Source organism: Streptomyces sp. NPDC058295, assembly GCF_042880655.1.
GTDB classification, from domain to species: domain Bacteria; phylum Actinomycetota; class Actinomycetes; order Streptomycetales; family Streptomycetaceae; genus Streptomyces; species Streptomyces coriariae.
Map to the genome: position 1 here is coordinate 1 of NZ_JBHVYO010000016.1, position 15,040 is coordinate 15,040.

At 68.8% G+C, this 15,040-nt stretch carries 12 protein-coding genes; 6 read left to right on the top strand and 6 right to left on the bottom strand.

The window, feature by feature from the left end:
- Window positions 1-70: 70 nt before the first annotated feature.
- The 6 genes from mmsB to ACFVYS_RS18720 form a co-directional block, all read right to left on the bottom strand.
- The gene (gene mmsB / locus ACFVYS_RS18695) at window positions 71-1,315 is read right to left on the bottom strand and encodes a multiple monosaccharide ABC transporter permease (RefSeq protein ID WP_389503273.1); all 1,245 of its coding nucleotides are present in this window, start codon (window positions 1,313-1,315) and stop codon (window positions 71-73) included.
- The gene (mmsA, locus tag ACFVYS_RS18700; RefSeq protein ID WP_389503275.1) at window positions 1,312-2,862 is read right to left on the bottom strand and encodes a multiple monosaccharide ABC transporter ATP-binding protein; all 1,551 of its coding nucleotides are present in this window, start codon (window positions 2,860-2,862) and stop codon (window positions 1,312-1,314) included. Before mmsA ends, mmsB begins: the two co-directional genes overlap by 4 nt.
- A 32-nt stretch (window positions 2,863-2,894) precedes the next feature.
- A complete protein-coding gene (gene chvE / locus ACFVYS_RS18705) occupies window positions 2,895-4,004 on the bottom strand; it encodes a multiple monosaccharide ABC transporter substrate-binding protein (protein ID WP_054238250.1) in 1,110 nt (369 codons plus the stop codon).
- Between the two features lie 151 nt (window positions 4,005-4,155).
- The gene (locus ACFVYS_RS18710) at window positions 4,156-5,127 is read right to left on the bottom strand and encodes a hypothetical protein (RefSeq protein WP_389503277.1); all 972 of its coding nucleotides are present in this window, start codon (window positions 5,125-5,127) and stop codon (window positions 4,156-4,158) included.
- 120 nt (window positions 5,128-5,247) lie between these two features.
- Entirely contained in the window at window positions 5,248-6,252 is a 1,005-nt protein-coding gene (locus ACFVYS_RS18715; RefSeq protein ID WP_054238146.1) for a zinc-binding dehydrogenase, read from the bottom strand.
- Window positions 6,249-7,409, bottom strand: coding sequence for a mandelate racemase/muconate lactonizing enzyme family protein (locus ACFVYS_RS18720; RefSeq protein ID WP_389503279.1), 1,161 nt, complete (start codon window positions 7,407-7,409; stop codon window positions 6,249-6,251). The genes ACFVYS_RS18715 and ACFVYS_RS18720 overlap by 4 nt, the downstream gene beginning before the upstream one ends.
- A gap of 256 nt (window positions 7,410-7,665) precedes the next feature.
- Here ACFVYS_RS18720 and ACFVYS_RS18725 point away from each other — a divergent pair, with 256 nt between their 5' ends.
- The 6 genes from ACFVYS_RS18725 to yjfF all read left to right on the top strand — a co-directional run bounded on the left by ACFVYS_RS18725 (window position 7,666) and on the right by yjfF (window position 15,035).
- Window positions 7,666-8,553 carry a hypothetical protein gene (locus ACFVYS_RS18725; RefSeq protein ID WP_389503281.1) on the top strand — a complete coding sequence of 296 codons (888 nt, stop codon included), beginning with the start codon at window positions 7,666-7,668 and terminating at the stop codon, window positions 8,551-8,553.
- Between the two features lie 495 nt (window positions 8,554-9,048).
- Entirely contained in the window at window positions 9,049-10,095 is a 1,047-nt protein-coding gene (locus ACFVYS_RS18730) for a LacI family DNA-binding transcriptional regulator (protein WP_389503283.1), read from the top strand.
- A 153-nt stretch (window positions 10,096-10,248) separates the two neighbouring features.
- Window positions 10,249-11,256, top strand: coding sequence for an ABC transporter substrate-binding protein (locus tag ACFVYS_RS18735; RefSeq protein ID WP_389503285.1), 1,008 nt, complete (start codon window positions 10,249-10,251; stop codon window positions 11,254-11,256).
- 94 nt (window positions 11,257-11,350) lie between these two features.
- Entirely contained in the window at window positions 11,351-12,895 is a 1,545-nt protein-coding gene (locus ACFVYS_RS18740; protein WP_389503287.1) for a sugar ABC transporter ATP-binding protein, read from the top strand.
- The gene (locus ACFVYS_RS18745) at window positions 12,892-14,013 is read left to right on the top strand and encodes an ABC transporter permease (RefSeq protein ID WP_389503289.1); all 1,122 of its coding nucleotides are present in this window, start codon (window positions 12,892-12,894) and stop codon (window positions 14,011-14,013) included. Before ACFVYS_RS18740 ends, ACFVYS_RS18745 begins: the two co-directional genes overlap by 4 nt.
- Entirely contained in the window at window positions 14,013-15,035 is a 1,023-nt protein-coding gene (gene yjfF / locus ACFVYS_RS18750; RefSeq protein ID WP_389503291.1) for a galactofuranose ABC transporter, permease protein YjfF, read from the top strand. The genes ACFVYS_RS18745 and yjfF overlap by 1 nt, the downstream gene beginning before the upstream one ends.
- Window positions 15,036-15,040 lie beyond the last annotated feature (5 nt).

The following is a 15,040-nucleotide window of genomic DNA, read 5'->3' on the forward strand; positions in this document are numbered from 1 at the left end:
TGTCCGCTTGCAGGGGTGCACCGAACCGGACCGGGCCCCGCCAAACGGGGGGGCCCGTTCCGTTTCCGGCTCAGTTACCGGACTTGCGCTTGTTCCAGACGTCGAAACCGACCGCGGCGAGCAGCGCCAGGCCCTTGATGACCTGCTGCCAGTCGCTGCCGACGCCGAGCAGGTTCATGCCGTTGTTCAGCACGCCGAGGACGAGACCACCGATGATCGCGCCGAGGACGGTGCCGACACCGCCGCTCATGGACGCGCCGCCGATGAACGCGGAGGCGATCGCCTCGAGTTCGAAGTTCAGACCCGCCTTGGGACCGGCCGCGTTCAGTCGGGCCGCGACCACCAGACCCGCCAGGGCGGCGAGCGCGCCCATGTTCAGGAAGACGAGGAAGGTGACCTTCTTGTCCTTGACGCCCGACAGCTTCGCGGCCGGCAGGTTGCCGCCGATCGCGTAGATGTGACGGCCGAAGACGGCGTTGCGCATGACGTAGCCGTAGCCGACCACCAGCGCGCCCAGGACCAGCAGGATGATCGGCGCGCCCTTGTAGCTGGCGAGCAGCATCGTGACGGTGAGCACCGCGGCGACGATGGCGACGATCTTGAGCAGGAACAGGTTGCGCGGCACGACGTCCAGCGAGAACTCCTGCTGGCGCTTGCGGTCGCGCACCTCCTGGAGCACCACCATGACGATCACGGCGAGGCCAAGCAGCAGCGTGATGTTGTGGTAGTTCGTGGTCGGGCCGACCTCCGGGAGGAAGCCGTTGCCCATCTTCTGCAGACCGTCCGGGAACGGGCCGAGGGTCTGGCCCTCCAGGAAGATCTCCGTCATGCCACGGAAGATCAGCATGCCGGCGAGGGTGACGATGAACGACGGTATGCCGAGATACGCGATGAAGAAGCCCTGCACCGAGCCCGCTATCGCGCCCACGATCAGGCACAGCACCACCGCGACGGGCCACGAGACGTCGTGCTGCACCGTCAGCACGGCCGCGAACGCGCCGATGAACGCCGTCAGTGAACCGACCGACAGGTCGATGTGGCCCGCGATGATCACCAGCATCATGCCGATCGCGAGGATCAGCACATAGCTGTTCTGGAGGACCAGGTTGGAGACGTTGCGCGGCAGCAGCAGGTCGCCGTCGGTCCAGACGGCGAAGAGCGCGACGATCAGGCCGAGCGCGATCAGCATGCCGTACTGGCGCATGTTGCGGCGCAGGCCGTCCAGCACCAGCTGGAGCAGGCCGCCGCCGGCCGCCGGGCCGCCGCTCTTGCCGGGCGGCGCGGCCGCCGGGCTCTTGGTCACGTCGGTGCTCATCGCGATACCTCTTTGTCCTTCGTCATCTGACGCATCAGCACTTCCTGCGTGGCCTCGGCCCGCGGGAACTCACCCGTGAGCCGCCCGGCGGCCATGGTGTAGATGCGGTCGCACATACCGAGCAGTTCGGGCAGCTCGGAGGAGATGAAGACGACCGCCTTGCCCTGGGCGGCCAGTTGGTCGATGACCGTGTAGATCTCGTACTTGGCGCCGACGTCGATACCGCGCGTGGGCTCGTCCAGGATCAGCACGTCAGGACCCGCGAAGATCCACTTGCTGAGGACGACCTTCTGCTGGTTGCCGCCGGACAGCTTGCCCACCGGCTCGAAGACGGTCGGCGCCTTGATGTTCATGGACTTGCGGTAGCCCTCGGAGACCTTCCGCTCCTCGTGCTCGTCGACGATCCCCCGCTTGGCCACCTTGTTCAGCGCGGTCAGCGAGATGTTGCGGTTGATCGTGTCGATGAGGTTGAGGCCGTAGTGCTTGCGGTCCTCCGTGACATAGGCGATCCCGTGGCCGACCGCCTCCGCGACGGTCTTCGTACGGATCTCCCTGCCGTCCTTGAGGACGGTGCCGCCCGCGTGCCGGCCGTAGGAGCGTCCGAAGACGCTCATCGCGAGCTCGGTGCGGCCCGCGCCCATCAGGCCCGCGATGCCGACGATCTCCCCGCGCCGCACCTGGACCGACACGTCGTCGACGACCTTGCGCTGCTGGTCGATCGGGTGGTGCACGGTCCAGTTGCGGATCTCCAGGGCCGGAGCCGCGCCCGACTCCGCCTCGTGCGCGGTGCGCTCGGGGAAGCGGTTGTCCAGGTCGCGGCCGACCATGCCGCTGATGATCCGGTCCTCGGTCGTCTCCGCCGACTTCACGTCGAGCGTCTCGATGGACTGCCCGTCGCGAATGATCGTCACCGAGTCCGCGACCTTGCGGATCTCGTTGAGCTTGTGGGAGATGATGATCGCGGTGATGCCCTGCTTCTTCAACTCCAGGATGAGATCCAGGAGTTTGTCGCTGTCCTCGTCGTTGAGGGCCGCGGTCGGCTCATCCAGGATGAGCAGCTTCACCTTCTTGGAGAGCGCCTTCGCGATCTCCACGAGCTGCTGCTTGCCCACGCCGATGTCGGCGACGCGGGTCTCGGGGTGATCGCTCAGACCGACCCGGCGCAGCAGCTCGGAGGCGTGCCGCAGGGTGTCGTTCCAGTTGATCAGCCCGCGCGTGGCGTGCTCGTTGCCGAGGAAGATGTTCTCCGCGAGGGAGAGGTACGGCACCAGCGCCAGCTCCTGGTGGATGATGACGATGCCGCGCTGCTCGCTGGCCCGGATGTCCTTGAAGGAGACGGTCTCTCCCTCGAACAGGATCTCGCCCTCGTACGTGCCGTGCGGATGGACACCGGAGAGCACCTTCATCAAGGTGGACTTTCCGGCGCCGTTCTCACCGCAGATGGCATGGACCTCGCCCTGGCGGACGGTCAGAGTGACGTCCGACAGCGCTTTCACACCGGGAAAGGTCTTGACGATCGAGCGCATTTCCAGGACGGGTCCCGCCATGGTCGTGCCTTCCAATCCTTGAGGGTCGACGCTTACTTGAGCTGGTCGGCCGTGTAGTAGCCGCCCTCGACGAGGACCTTCTCGTAGTTGGTCTTGTCCACGCTCACCGGCTGGAGCAGGTAGGCCGGGACGACCTTGGTGCCGTTGTCGTACGTCTTGGTGTCGTTCGTCTCGGGCTTCTTGTCGTTGAGGACGTCGTCGACCATGGTCGTGGCGACCTTGGCCAGCTCACGGAGGTCCTTGTAGACGGTCTGCGTCTGGCCGCCCGCGATGATCGACTTCACCGAGGCCAGCTCGGCGTCCTGGCCGGTGAGGACCGGCAGCGGCTTGCTCGCGGAGCCGTAGCTGTCCGACTTCAGCGCCGACAGGATGCCGATGGAGATGCCGTCGTACGGCGAGAGGACCGCGTCGACCTTCTTGCTGCCGTACGACTTGGTGAGGATGTCGTCCATGCGCCTCTGCGCGGTCGCGCCGTCCCAGCGCAGGGTGGTGACCTGGGTGAGACCGGTCTGGCCGGACTGGACGACGAGCTTCTTGCTGTCGATGTACGGCTGGAGCACGCTCATCGCGCCGTTGAAGAAGTACTTGGTGTTGTTGTCGTCGTTGGAGCCGGCGAACAGCTCGATGTTGAACGGGCCCTTGCCGGACTTCAGGCCGAGCTTGTCGACGATGTAGTTGGCCTGGAGCTCGCCGACCTTGCTGTTGTCGAAGGACGCGTAGTAGTCGACGTTCTTCGTGCCGAGGATCAGCCGGTCGTAGGAGATGACCGGGATCTTGGCGTCGGCGGCCTGCTGGAGGACGTTGTTCAGCGACTTGTTGTCGATCGCCGCGACGATCAGCGCCTTGACACCCTGCGTGATCAGGTTCTCGATCTGCGAGACCTGCTGGTCGGGGTCGTCCTCGCCGTAGACCAGCTTGGTCTTGTAGCCCTTGGCCTCCAGGTCCTTGACGACGTTGGCGCCGTCGGAGATCCAGCGCTCGGAGGACTTGGTCGGCATCGCGATACCGATGGTCCCGCCCTTGGCGCTGTCCGAGCCCTCGTCCTTGCTGCCGCCGTCGCCGCTCTGGCCGCATGCGGACAGGGTCAGGGCGAGGGAGGCGGCTCCGGCTATGGCGGCGAGGGAGACTCTACGGTTGCGCATGATCATCATCCTTGATGTGTGTGCAGGGGTCGGTATCGCGGTGCGACGGACGCTCCCGAAGCGACGCCGGGACGAAGTGAAGAAGTGAAGAAGCGGTGTGTGGGATTCTGCGCGCCTGTGTCGGCTTCTGTGAAGCGGGGTTTCCGGAACGTTATGACTGGATGTCAAACCGCTTGAGGTCACCCGGCAGGCGCGAGCCCAGCGGAGCCATGTCGCCGTCCGCGCCGTGACGGGCGAGGAGGTCGAGGGCGAGCCGCCCGCGCCGCACCCGTTCCCGGGCCGTGGAGAGCGCCAGATCCCGCATGTGATGGCCGTACGGGTAGATCCCCGGGGCCTTGGACAGGCCGAACTTCAGGTAGAGCGGTGCACCGCGCCGGATCAGCTCGGCGACCTCGTACATCCGGATGTAACCGCCGAGATCGTCGGGGGCCTCGATGTACATGTCCATGGGGGCGCCGGAGACCCTGCGGATCTCGGTCAGGTGGTCCAGGGTGAGGTCACTGGGCACGTTGACCGAGTCGGCGCCGAGCTGCTCGTACACCGCGTACGCCGCCGGGTTGACGGGGCCGATGAGCGCGGACACCTTCAACGTGGTGTCGGCCGGGATGATGCCGGCCGCACGGGCGCGGTGCAGCGTCCACAGCACGCCCTCGTCGGCGACGAGCAGGCACTTGACGCCCAGTTCCGTAGCCCGGACGGCGTCCTCGACGCAACCGGCGACGGCGTCGTGACCGCGGGCGCGGAGCCCGCCGCCCCGCGAGTCGGTGCGGGTCGAGCCGCCGATATCCCAGGTGCCGCGCGGCCCGGTGAAGAGGCAGAGCTCGATGTCACGCTCGCCGGTGGAGTCGACCATCTCGGTGATCTCGGCGTCGGTCAGCATCCACACGCCGCTGCCCTGGCTGATCCGGTGGATCGGCACATCGAGGCGCGAGGCCTCCTTGAGGATGACGGCCAGCGCTTCGGGACCCTCGCACGAAGGGACCTCGGTGCGCCAGCGGCCGCCGCCCGGGAAGGTGTGGGCAGAGGTGTCGGCGGGGTCGAGGGCGGGCGCGCCCAGGCCGAGCGCGGTGAGCGCCTGCTCACCAGGTCGACGGGCTGCCGTGGCGGAAGCGTCGGTGGTCACATGCCGTCCTTCGTGTTCGATATTTCGGTCAAGGTTCGCGGCTCAGGTCGTGCGGGGTGTGGGTGTACGCCGGTGCGGGGGCGGTCAGGTCGCCCCCGCACCGGCGTACGGTTCAGGGGCTTACGGCTTGAGCAGCACCTTGCCCACCTTCGGATCGCCTGATCCCACCAGGTCGATGGCCGCGGAGAACTCGGCGAGCGGCAGTTCGTGCGTGACCAGCGGCAGCGGATCGAGCAGCCCGGCTCCGAACACCCGGACGGTGTGCGACCAGGCGTCCGGCGGCGCTCCGAAGACGGTGTGCACCTCCAGCTGCCGCACGACCAGGTCCGTCGGGTCGAGCCCGTCGGCGCCCGGCGCCGGGATCCCGGTGAGGACCAGCCGGCCACCGCGCCGGAGCAGCGAGGCGGCGGTCCGGGCGGCGGACGCGGACCCGGCGGTCTCGATGACGACGTCGAAGTCGTCCGGGAGCTCCTGGTCCCTGGTCCGGAAGTCGGTGGCCCCGAACTGACGGGAGAGCGCCTCCCGGTCGTTGCGGGTGCCGACGACCAGCAGCTCCGCGGGCGATCCCGCCTTGAGGAACTGAACGGCGAACATGCCCAGCGTCCCGGTGCCGACGACGGCCACCTTCTCGCCCGGCAGCGCGTGCGCCTTGATCGCGGCGGCCGCGATACAGGCGGCCGGCTCCAGCAGGGCGGCCGCGGTGAGGTCGGCGTCGTCCGCCAGGACGTGCAGCAGCCGGGCCGGGAGGGTGAGGGTGGCCGCCATGGCCCCCGGCTGGGTGAAGCCGGTCTCCTCGTACCCGTCCGTGCACAGCGTCGTCTCGCCCGCGTGACAGCGGTCGCAGACCTGGCAGTTGCGGAAGCCCTCACCGACGACCTTGCGGCCGACGAGCGACGCGGGAACCCCGGCGCCGACCGCCTCGACCGTCCCCGACCACTCGTGGCCGGGAGTCAGCGGGTAGCGGACGTACCCCTCGGGCCGGTTGCCCTGGTACACCTCGCGGTCGCTGCCGCAGATCCCGGTGGCGTGGACGCGGACGAGCGCCTCGCCGGGTTCCGGCCGCCGAGGCTCGTGCGGGACGAGCCGGTGCTCGCCCGGCGCCTCGACGACGACGGCCGTACTCACTTGGCGCTGCCCTTCGGCTTGCGCTGCTCCCAGCCCTCGGCCCAGAGGTCGAAACGGGCCTGCTGCTGCGGGAACTCGGCGGCGGCGTCCACGTCGAGCTCGACCCCGAGACCGGGCTTGTCGGAGAGGTGGAAGTAGCCGTCGATCACCTCCGGCGCGCCCTTGACGACCTTCTTGATCTCCGCGTCGGCGAAGTCGTTGAAGTGCTCGAGGATCTTGAAGTTCGGGGAGGTGAAGCCGACCTGGAGTGAGGCGGCGGTGAGGACCGGGCCGCCGACGTTGTGCGGGGCGACGAGCACGTAGTGCGCCTCGGCCGTGGCGGCCAGCTTCCTGGTCTCCCAGATGCCGCCGATGTGGCCGACGTCCGGCTGGATGATGTCCACGGCCTGGCTCTCGAAGAGCTCACGGAACTCGACGCGGTCGTGGATGCGCTCACCGGTGGCGACGGGGATGTCGACCTTCGCGGCGACCTTTTCGAGAGCCTTCAGGTTCTCGGGCGGGCACGGCTCCTCCAGCCACGCGGGCTTGAAGGGCGCGAGCTCGTTCGCGAGGCGGACGGCGGTGGCGGGGGAGAAGCGGCCGTGCATCTCCAGCATCAGCTCGGCGTCCGGCCCGATGGCGTCGCGCACGGCCTCGATGAGGGAGACCGCGTAGAGGGTCTGCTGGTGGTCCAGCTCGAAGTGGCCGGTGCCGAAGGGGTCGATCTTGAGCGCCTTGTAGCCGCGCTCCATGACCCCCTGGGCGGCCTTGTGGTAGGCCTCCGGGGTCCGCTCGGTGGTGTACCAGCCGTTGGCGTAGGCCTTGACCTTGTCGGTGACCTTGCCGCCGAGGAGCTGCCAGACGGGCACGCCGAGAGCCTTGCCCTTGATGTCCCAGCAGGCCATCTCGACGACGGCGATGCCCGACATCACGATCTCGCCGGCGCGCCCGTAGTCGCCGTACTTCATCCGGCGCACGAGGTCCTCGACAGCGAATGGGTCGGAGCCGAGAATGTGGTTGGCCTCGGCTTCCTTCAGGTAGCCGATCAGCGCGTCGGTGTGACCCAGCATGCGGGTCTCTCCGACACCCGTGATGCCCTCGTCTGTGTGCACCTGGACGTAGGTCAGGTTGCGCCACGGCGTCCCGACCACGTGCGTGCTGATTCCGGTGATGCGCACGGAAGTTACCCTTCGGCTGTTCGAGATTTCGTCACATGTTCGAAATGCTGGGCAGACAGTAAGGATTGCGCGAGGCGAGTGTCAATGGGTCGAACAGGTAACGGTTTCGACAGTTTCGGTACTCCTTTCGAAACTTGGCCTGTCGCGCTGTGGTCCAGGTCACTCGAAGTGTCGCGCCGGTATGGCCGGTTTCCCACACAACTTTCACAGGTGAACCCGGGAACGCGCCTGTCCGGGAACTTAGTCTTCCCGCGTCATGGACTACTGCCACCCGTGCCGACGGCACCTCAACGGCGCCCTCGCCTGCCCGGGGTGCGGCGCACCTGCTCAACAGCTACGCGCGTATCCGCCCGGCGCGTCCGGACCCGAGCCGTACGCGCAGGACGCGTCGGCGCACGGGACGCCCGGCGACCCGGACGGTCGAGGCGACCCGGACGACCTCGGCGCCCACGACGGCCGAGGCGACGATCACGGCGCGCCCGACGGCCGGGACGATCACGACGGCCGGGACGATCACGACGGGCATGCCGTTCACGAAGCCGGGAGCGGCGAGCCGCAGGGTCGGGCCGCGCGGCGCCGCGAGCAGGGGCGGGGCGGTCGGCGCGACCCCCGGGGCGCGGACACCGCGCCGGAGGCGAGCCGCCGCGACCGCAAGGCCTCGGCCCACCGCAGGCGCCGCAAGCGCATCGTACTGATCACCGCCGGGTTCGTGCTCGCGGCCGGCGGCCTGAGTCTGGCCGAACTCGGCGTGGACGCACCGGGGTTCGGCTCTCCGGCGAACCCGGCGGCGGCCGGGGGAGAGGCGTCCGAGGTCGACGGATCGTCGTCGGGCCCGAGCGCGTCCGCGCAGCCCCTGGACGACCGGACCGACACGGGCGGGGACAAGGCATCGAACTCCCCGAGCCCCTCCGCCTCCCCGTCGGCCTCGGAGTCGGCGAAGGACGCGTCGGCCACGCCGAGCCCGGACAAGGAGGCCCAGTCGGCCACCCTCCCCGGCTCCTCCGGGTCGACCTCCGGATCGACCCCTTCGGACCCGGACTCCGGCTCGGACCCCACCCCGACCGCCGACCCGTCGGCGCCGGACGCGTCCCCGGACCCGTCGCCCTCGCAGACGTGCACACGCTTCCTGTGGTGGTGCTCGTAAGGCTCCGCCGAGGCGGGCCGGCCGACCCGCGGCCCCGCTGAGCGATCGTCATGTGGGCCGTCCAGAACGCCGTGCCGGACGCCCCGGTATGGCCGAAATCCGTGTGCCCTGAAACGGGTTGGGCGTGTTCCGGCCGCGGGACCCGTCGGCGGGCCGCTGCCCGGTCCTCGGCCTCAGCCGGCCTTTCGGCCTGTGACCAGGGACGATGTCCTGTCCCCGGCAAGCGCGTTATGGAACCGTGACGAGCTTCCCGTGCAACCCCCTTGACCGCCGTGAATTGTTAGCGCTCACAATGACCTCCGCATTCACCAGTCGGCGACGACGTCAGCACGGGGAGGTACGAGCGGTCGTGCCCGCAGCGTCCCCACTCGCTTTTCCCGCAGGTGTCGTCGGGCCCACCGGGATCCCGGAGTGAAGCCCGTGGCGCGGAACCCTCCGCCCACACCGCACGACTTACCGGAACTGTCGACAGACGAGCGCCAAGGAGGTGCGGCCGTGACACACACCCGGCTCCGGCCGCCCACCATGGCCGACGTGGCGCGCCTGGCCGGCGTGTCCCACCAGACCGTGTCCCGCGTGCTGGGGGAGCACCCCAACGTGCGGGACGAGACCCGGGCCAGGGTGCTGCGGGCGATCGAGGAGATGGGCTACCGCCGCAACTTCTCCGCACGGGCCCTGGCCACCCGGCGCACCCGCACGCTGGGCGTGGTCGCCTCCGACACCACCCTCTACGGGCCGGCCAGCACGCTGTTCGCGCTCGAGGAGGCGGCGCGGGCCGAGGGATATCTCGTCTCGACGGTCAGTCTGCGCGAGCTGACCATGGAGAAGCTCTCCGAGGCCCTGGACCACCTCAGCGAGGGCGGGGTGGAGGGCGTGGTCGCCATCGCCCCGCAGCGGTCGGCGGTGGACGCCCTGGCCGAACTGCGCCATCCGTTCCCGGTGGTGGTCGTGGGCGGCGAGCCGGGCATGGACATCCCCCGCGTCGGTGTCGACCAGCATCTGGGGGCGCGGCTGGCGACCGGTCACCTGCTGGCCGCCGGCCACCGCACGGTCTGGCACCTCGCCGGACCCGAGGACTGGCAGGAGGCGGCCGACCGGGCCGCCGGCTGGCGGGCCACCCTCGAAGCGGCGGGCGTCGAGCCGCCCATGCTGCTGCGGGGGGACTGGAGTCCGCTGTCGGGCTACCGCGCGGGCCAGGAACTGGCCGGCTGGGTGGGCCGGGGGCTGACCGCCGTCTTCGTCGCCAACGACCAGATGGCGCTGGGGGTGTTGCGGGCCCTGCGCGAGGCGGGCGTCCGGACTCCCCAGGACGTCGCGGTGGTCGGCTTCGACGACATCCCGGAGTCGGAGTTCTTCGCCCCGCCGCTCACCACCGTCCGGCAGGACTTCTCGACGGTGGGCCAGCGGGGCATCGCGCTGCTCCTGGAGCAGATCGAGGGCCGGCCGGCCTCCGGCACGCCCCGGATCGCCATCGAACCCCAACTCGTCGTACGCGCAAGTACGTTCCCGAGCGCCGCTCAACCGGAGGGCGCACCCCTCTGACGGGTCCCGTCGGACCTCGTCGGACCCCGTCGGAACCCTGACCAGCAGTGTGACCGAAATGCCGAACAGTGATCGACAGGCTGGACGCAGTGTGGCCTGTCCATCGAGTACCAGCAGGTCCATCCCCGGGCCGGCTCTTCAAAGGAGAAGAACATGCTCAGCAGAAGGAACTTCCTCACCGCGGCGGTCGGCGTGGCGGCGGCGGGCGGCCTGGCGGCCTGCGCCAAGGAGGACGACGGCGCGTCCAGCAGCTCCTCCGGGGACGGCGGCAAGGCGATCACGCTCGGCTTCTCCCAGGTCGGTTCGGAGAGCGGCTGGCGCAGCGCCAACACCGACTCGGTGAAGGCGGCGGCCAAGGAGGCGGGCTACACCCTCAAGTTCTCCGACGCCCAGCAGAAGCAGGAGAACCAGATCTCCGCGATCCGCAGCTACATCACCCAGGGGGTCGACGTCATCGCCTTCTCCCCGGTGGTCGTCACCGGCTGGGACGCGGTGCTGAAGGAGGCCAAGGCCAAGAAGATCCCGGTGGTCCTCACCGACCGCTCCGTCGAGACCTCCGACGAGTCCCTGTACGTGACGCTGGTCGGCTCAGACTTCACCGACGAGGGCCGCCGCGCCGCCAAGATCCTCGAGAAGGTCATCGCGAAGGCCGGCCTCAAGGGCCCGGTGAAGATCGCCCAGCTGGAGGGCACCACCGGCGCCGCCCCGGCGATCGAGCGCGCCAAGGGCTTCAAGGAGGTCATGGACGCCGACCACGCGAGCGACTGGAAGGTCGTCGTCAGCCAGACCGGTGACTTCACCCGGGCCGGCGGCAAGCAGGTCATGGCGGCCTTCCTCACGTCCAACCCGGACATCAACGTGCTCTTCGCGCACAACGACGACATGGCCATCGGCGCCATCCAGTCCATCGAGGCGGCCGGCAAGAAGCCCGGCAAGGACATCCTGATCGTCTCGATCGACGGCGTGAAGGACGGCTTCGTGGCCATGTCCGAGGGCAAGATCAACGCCATCGTCGAGTGCAACCCGCTCCTCGGCCCGCAGCTGATGGACGTCGTCAAGAAGGTCAAGGACGGCGAGACGGTCGAGCGCTGGATCAAGACCAAGGAGGGCGACTTCATGCAGGACCAGGCCGCGGCCGCGCTCCCGAGCCGCAAGTACTGACCGACGCACCCACCGGCAGGGAGCCTCCGGCCGACCGAGCCGTCGGTCCCGGGGCTCCCTGCGGGCCTGAACGAATCTCAAGAGGAGCGCTGCCATGGCAGAGCCACGGCCCGTCCTGGAAATGACGGGCATAGTCAAGGAGTTTCCGGGGGTACGGGCTCTGTCGGACGTCGACTTCCGGCTCTTCCCCGGCGAGATCCACGCCCTGATGGGCGAGAACGGCGCGGGCAAGTCCACCCTCATCAAGGTGCTCACGGGGGTCTACTCCCTGGACGGCGGCACGATCACGCTGGACGGTGAGGCCGTGCGGATCACCAGCCCGCTGGAGGCCCAGCAGGCCGGCATCAGCACCGTCTACCAGGAGGTCAACCTCTGCCCCAACCTGTCGGTGGCGGAGAACATCTTCATCGGGCGCGAACCGACCCGGTTGGGCCGCATCCGCTGGAAGCAGCTGCGCCGGCAGGCGGCGGAACTGGTGGACCGGCTCGGACTCGACATCGACGTCACCGCCCCGCTGTCCTCGTACCCGCTGGCCGTGCAGCAACTGGTCGCCATCGTCCGGTCGTTGGGCACCGGCGACGGCGCGGGCGGCGGTGAGGGGCCGGGCACCAAGGTGCTGATCCTCGACGAGCCCACCTCCAGTCTCGACCGCGACGAGGTCCTCCAACTGTTCGCGCTCATGCGGCGGTTGAAGGACGAAGGCGTCGCGATCCTGTTCGTCTCGCACTTCCTCGACCAGATCTACGAGGTCTGCGACCGGATGACCGTACTGCGCAACGGCACCCTCGTCGGTGAGCACATGGTGCGCGACCTCGACCAGGTCGGTCTCGTCCAGCTCATGCTCGGCAAGGCCATGGGCCAGCTGGACGAACTCCACGAACACCAGCTGCACTCCGACACGGGCGAGACCCTGCTCGTGGCGGACGGCCTCGGCCGGACCGGCGGCATCGCCCCGTTCGACATGGAGATCAAGAAGGGCGAGGTGATCGGGCTCGCCGGCCTGCTCGGATCGGGCCGGACCGAACTCGCCCGGCTGCTCTTCGGCGCCGACCAGCCGGACACCGGCAAGGTGACCATCGGCGGCAAGCAGGTCTCGATGAGCGCCCCGAACGACGCGATCAACGCCGGTGTCGCCTTCTGCTCCGAGAACCGCAAGAGCGAGGGCCTGGTGCCCGACCTGACGGTGCGGGAGAACATCATCCTGGCCCTGCAGGCCGCGCGCGGCTGGACCCGGCCCATCCCGGTCGCCCAGCGCGACGAACTCGTCGCCAAGTACATCAAGGCGCTGGACATCCGCCCCGCCAACCCCGAGGCCAGGGTGGGCCAGCTCAGCGGCGGCAACCAGCAGAAGGTGCTGCTGGCCCGCTGGCTGATCACGAGTCCGAAGCTGCTGATCCTGGACGAGCCGACGCGTGGCATCGACATCGGAGCCAAGGCGGAGATCCAGAAGCTCGTCGTCTCACTCTCCGAGGACGGCATGTCGGTGCTGTACATCGCGGCCGAGCTGGAGGAGGTACTCCGGCTCAGTCACACCATCGGAGTGCTGCGCGACCGCCGGCTGGTGGCGCAGATCGCCAACGGGCCCGAGATCACCACGAGCCGGATCCTGGAGACCATCGCGAGCGGAGAGCACCAGTGACCACCTCTTCGACCACCCCTTCCCGGTGGCGAGCGCTGACCCACCACCACCTGTTCTGGCCGGTGGCGGTCCTGGTCCTGCTGCTGCTCGTCAACGTCCCCTTCACCCCCGACTTCTTCTCGATCAAGATGGCGGACGGCCACCTCTACGGCAGCCTCGTCTCGATCGTGCTGTTCGGATCGCCCCTCATCCTGGTGGCGGTCGGCATGACCCTGGTCATCGCCACCGGCGGCATCGACCTCTCCGTCGGCGCCGTGGTCGCCATCACCGGAGCACTGGCCTGCTCGTACATCAGTGACCAGTCCGACCAGGGCGCCCTGTCCGGGGTGCTGCTCGCCATGGGCCTGGGCCTGCTGGCGGCGGTCGTCTGCGGTCTGTGGAACGGCTTCCTGGTCGCCAGGATGGGTATCCAGCCGATCATCGCCACCCTGATCATCATGGTCGCCGGGCGCGGTGTCGCCCAGCTGATCACCGACGGCCAGATCATCACCATCAACAGCGAGCCGTACAAGCTGATCGGCGGCGGCTACTGGCTGACCCTGCCGTTCTCCATCTTCGTGGTGGCCGTGGTCGTGGCCGTCACCGCGGTGCTGACCCGCCGCACGGCACTCGGCCTGCTGGTCGAGGCGGTCGGCGGCAACGCCGAGGCGAGCCGCCTGGTGGGCATCAGGTCCCGGCGCATCAAGATCATGGTGTACGCGTTCTGCGCGCTCTGCGCGGGCATCGCCGGCCTGATGATCAGCTCCAACACCTCGGCCGCGGACGGCAACAACGCCGGCCTGTGGATCGAACTCGACGCGATCCTCGCCGTGGTGATCGGCGGCACCTCGCTTCTGGGCGGCCGGTTCTCCGTCGGCGGCACGGTGGTCGGCGCCCTCGTCATCCAGACCCTGACCACCACGATCTACACCATCGGCGTGCCGACCCAGACCAACCTGGTCTTCAAGGCCGCCGTCGTCATCGTCGTCTGCCTGCTCCAGTCCCCGAAGTTCCGCGCCAAGGTGTTCGGTGCCAGGTTCGGCGCCGGATCCGGCGCGAAGGGAAGCGGCAAGACGGCCGCGGCCCCGGCGGACCCCGCCGCGGCGTCCGAGGCCGCCCCCAAGATGGAGGTGTCGTGATGAGCGCGACCACCCAGAGCCCCACGGCCTCCGACAGCCGTACCCCGTCCACGGCCGCGCGTCTGCTCGGTGACCGGCGGCTGCCCGTCGCGGTGACGGCCCTGCTCTTCCTGCTGATGTACGGCGTGGGCCTGAGCCGGTACCAGAACTACGGGTTCGGCGAGCCGCAGGTCTTCCTCAACCTGTTCATCGACAACGGCTATCTGCTGGTCGCCGCGGTCGGTGTCACCTTCGTCATCCTGTCCGGCGGCATCGACCTGTCCGTCGGTTCGATGATCGGCTTCACGACGATGTTCACGGCCTGGCTGGTGGAGCGCCAGGGGCTGCCGCTGCTGCTGGTGATCCCCATGGCGTTGGGCGTGGGCGCGCTCGGCGGTTTCCTGATGGGCTATGTGATCCACAACTTCGAGATCCAGCCCTTCATCGTGACCCTCGCCGGCCTCTTCCTCTTCCGCGGCCTGTGCCTGGTCATCAGCAAGGAGTCGATCTCCATCGGCGACTCCACGGTGAGCAGCATGGCCCAGGCGCAGGTGCAGCTGGGGATGGGCTTCCTGTCGATCGGCGCGATCGTCTCGCTGGTCGTCCTCGCCGTGGCGTTCTACGTCCTGCACTACACGCGCTTCGGGCGCCGGGTGTACGCCATCGGCGGCAACGAGCAGTCGGCCATGCTGATGGGTCTCCCGCAGGGCGGCACGAAGATCGCCGTGTACACCGTGAGCGGGTTCTGCTCGGCGCTGGCCGGACTGCTCTTCACCCTGTACATCCAGTCCGGCGACCCCCTGCACGCGACCGGCATGGAACTCGACGCGATCGCCGCGGTGGTCATCGGCGGCACGCTGCTGACGGGTGGATCCGGGTATGTGCTGGGCACCCTGTTCGGCGTGCTGGTGCTGGGCCTGATCAAGAGCATCATCCAGTTCGAGGGCACCCTCAGCTCCTGGTGGACGAAGATCGCCACCGGTGCGCTGCTGTGCGCGTTCATCCTGGTCCAGCGCTTCATGACGACCCGCAAGAAGACCTGAGGCGA

Bases quoted from the DNA above. Each gene is read 5' to 3' on its own strand.
- mmsB (WP_389503273.1), bottom strand. From the start codon at position 1,315: ATGAGCACCGACGTGACCAAGAGCCCGGCGGCCGCGCCGCCCGGCAAG.
- mmsA (WP_389503275.1), bottom strand. From the start codon at position 2,862: ATGGCGGGACCCGTCCTGGAAATGCGCTCGATCGTCAAGACCTTTCCC.
- chvE (WP_054238250.1), bottom strand. From the start codon at position 4,004: ATGCGCAACCGTAGAGTCTCCCTCGCCGCCATAGCCGGAGCCGCCTCC.
- ACFVYS_RS18725 (WP_389503281.1), top strand. From the start codon at position 7,666: ATGGACTACTGCCACCCGTGCCGACGGCACCTCAACGGCGCCCTCGCC.
- ACFVYS_RS18735 (WP_389503285.1), top strand. From the start codon at position 10,249: ATGCTCAGCAGAAGGAACTTCCTCACCGCGGCGGTCGGCGTGGCGGCG.
- ACFVYS_RS18740 (WP_389503287.1), top strand. From the start codon at position 11,351: ATGGCAGAGCCACGGCCCGTCCTGGAAATGACGGGCATAGTCAAGGAG.
- yjfF (WP_389503291.1), top strand. From the start codon at position 14,013: ATGAGCGCGACCACCCAGAGCCCCACGGCCTCCGACAGCCGTACCCCG.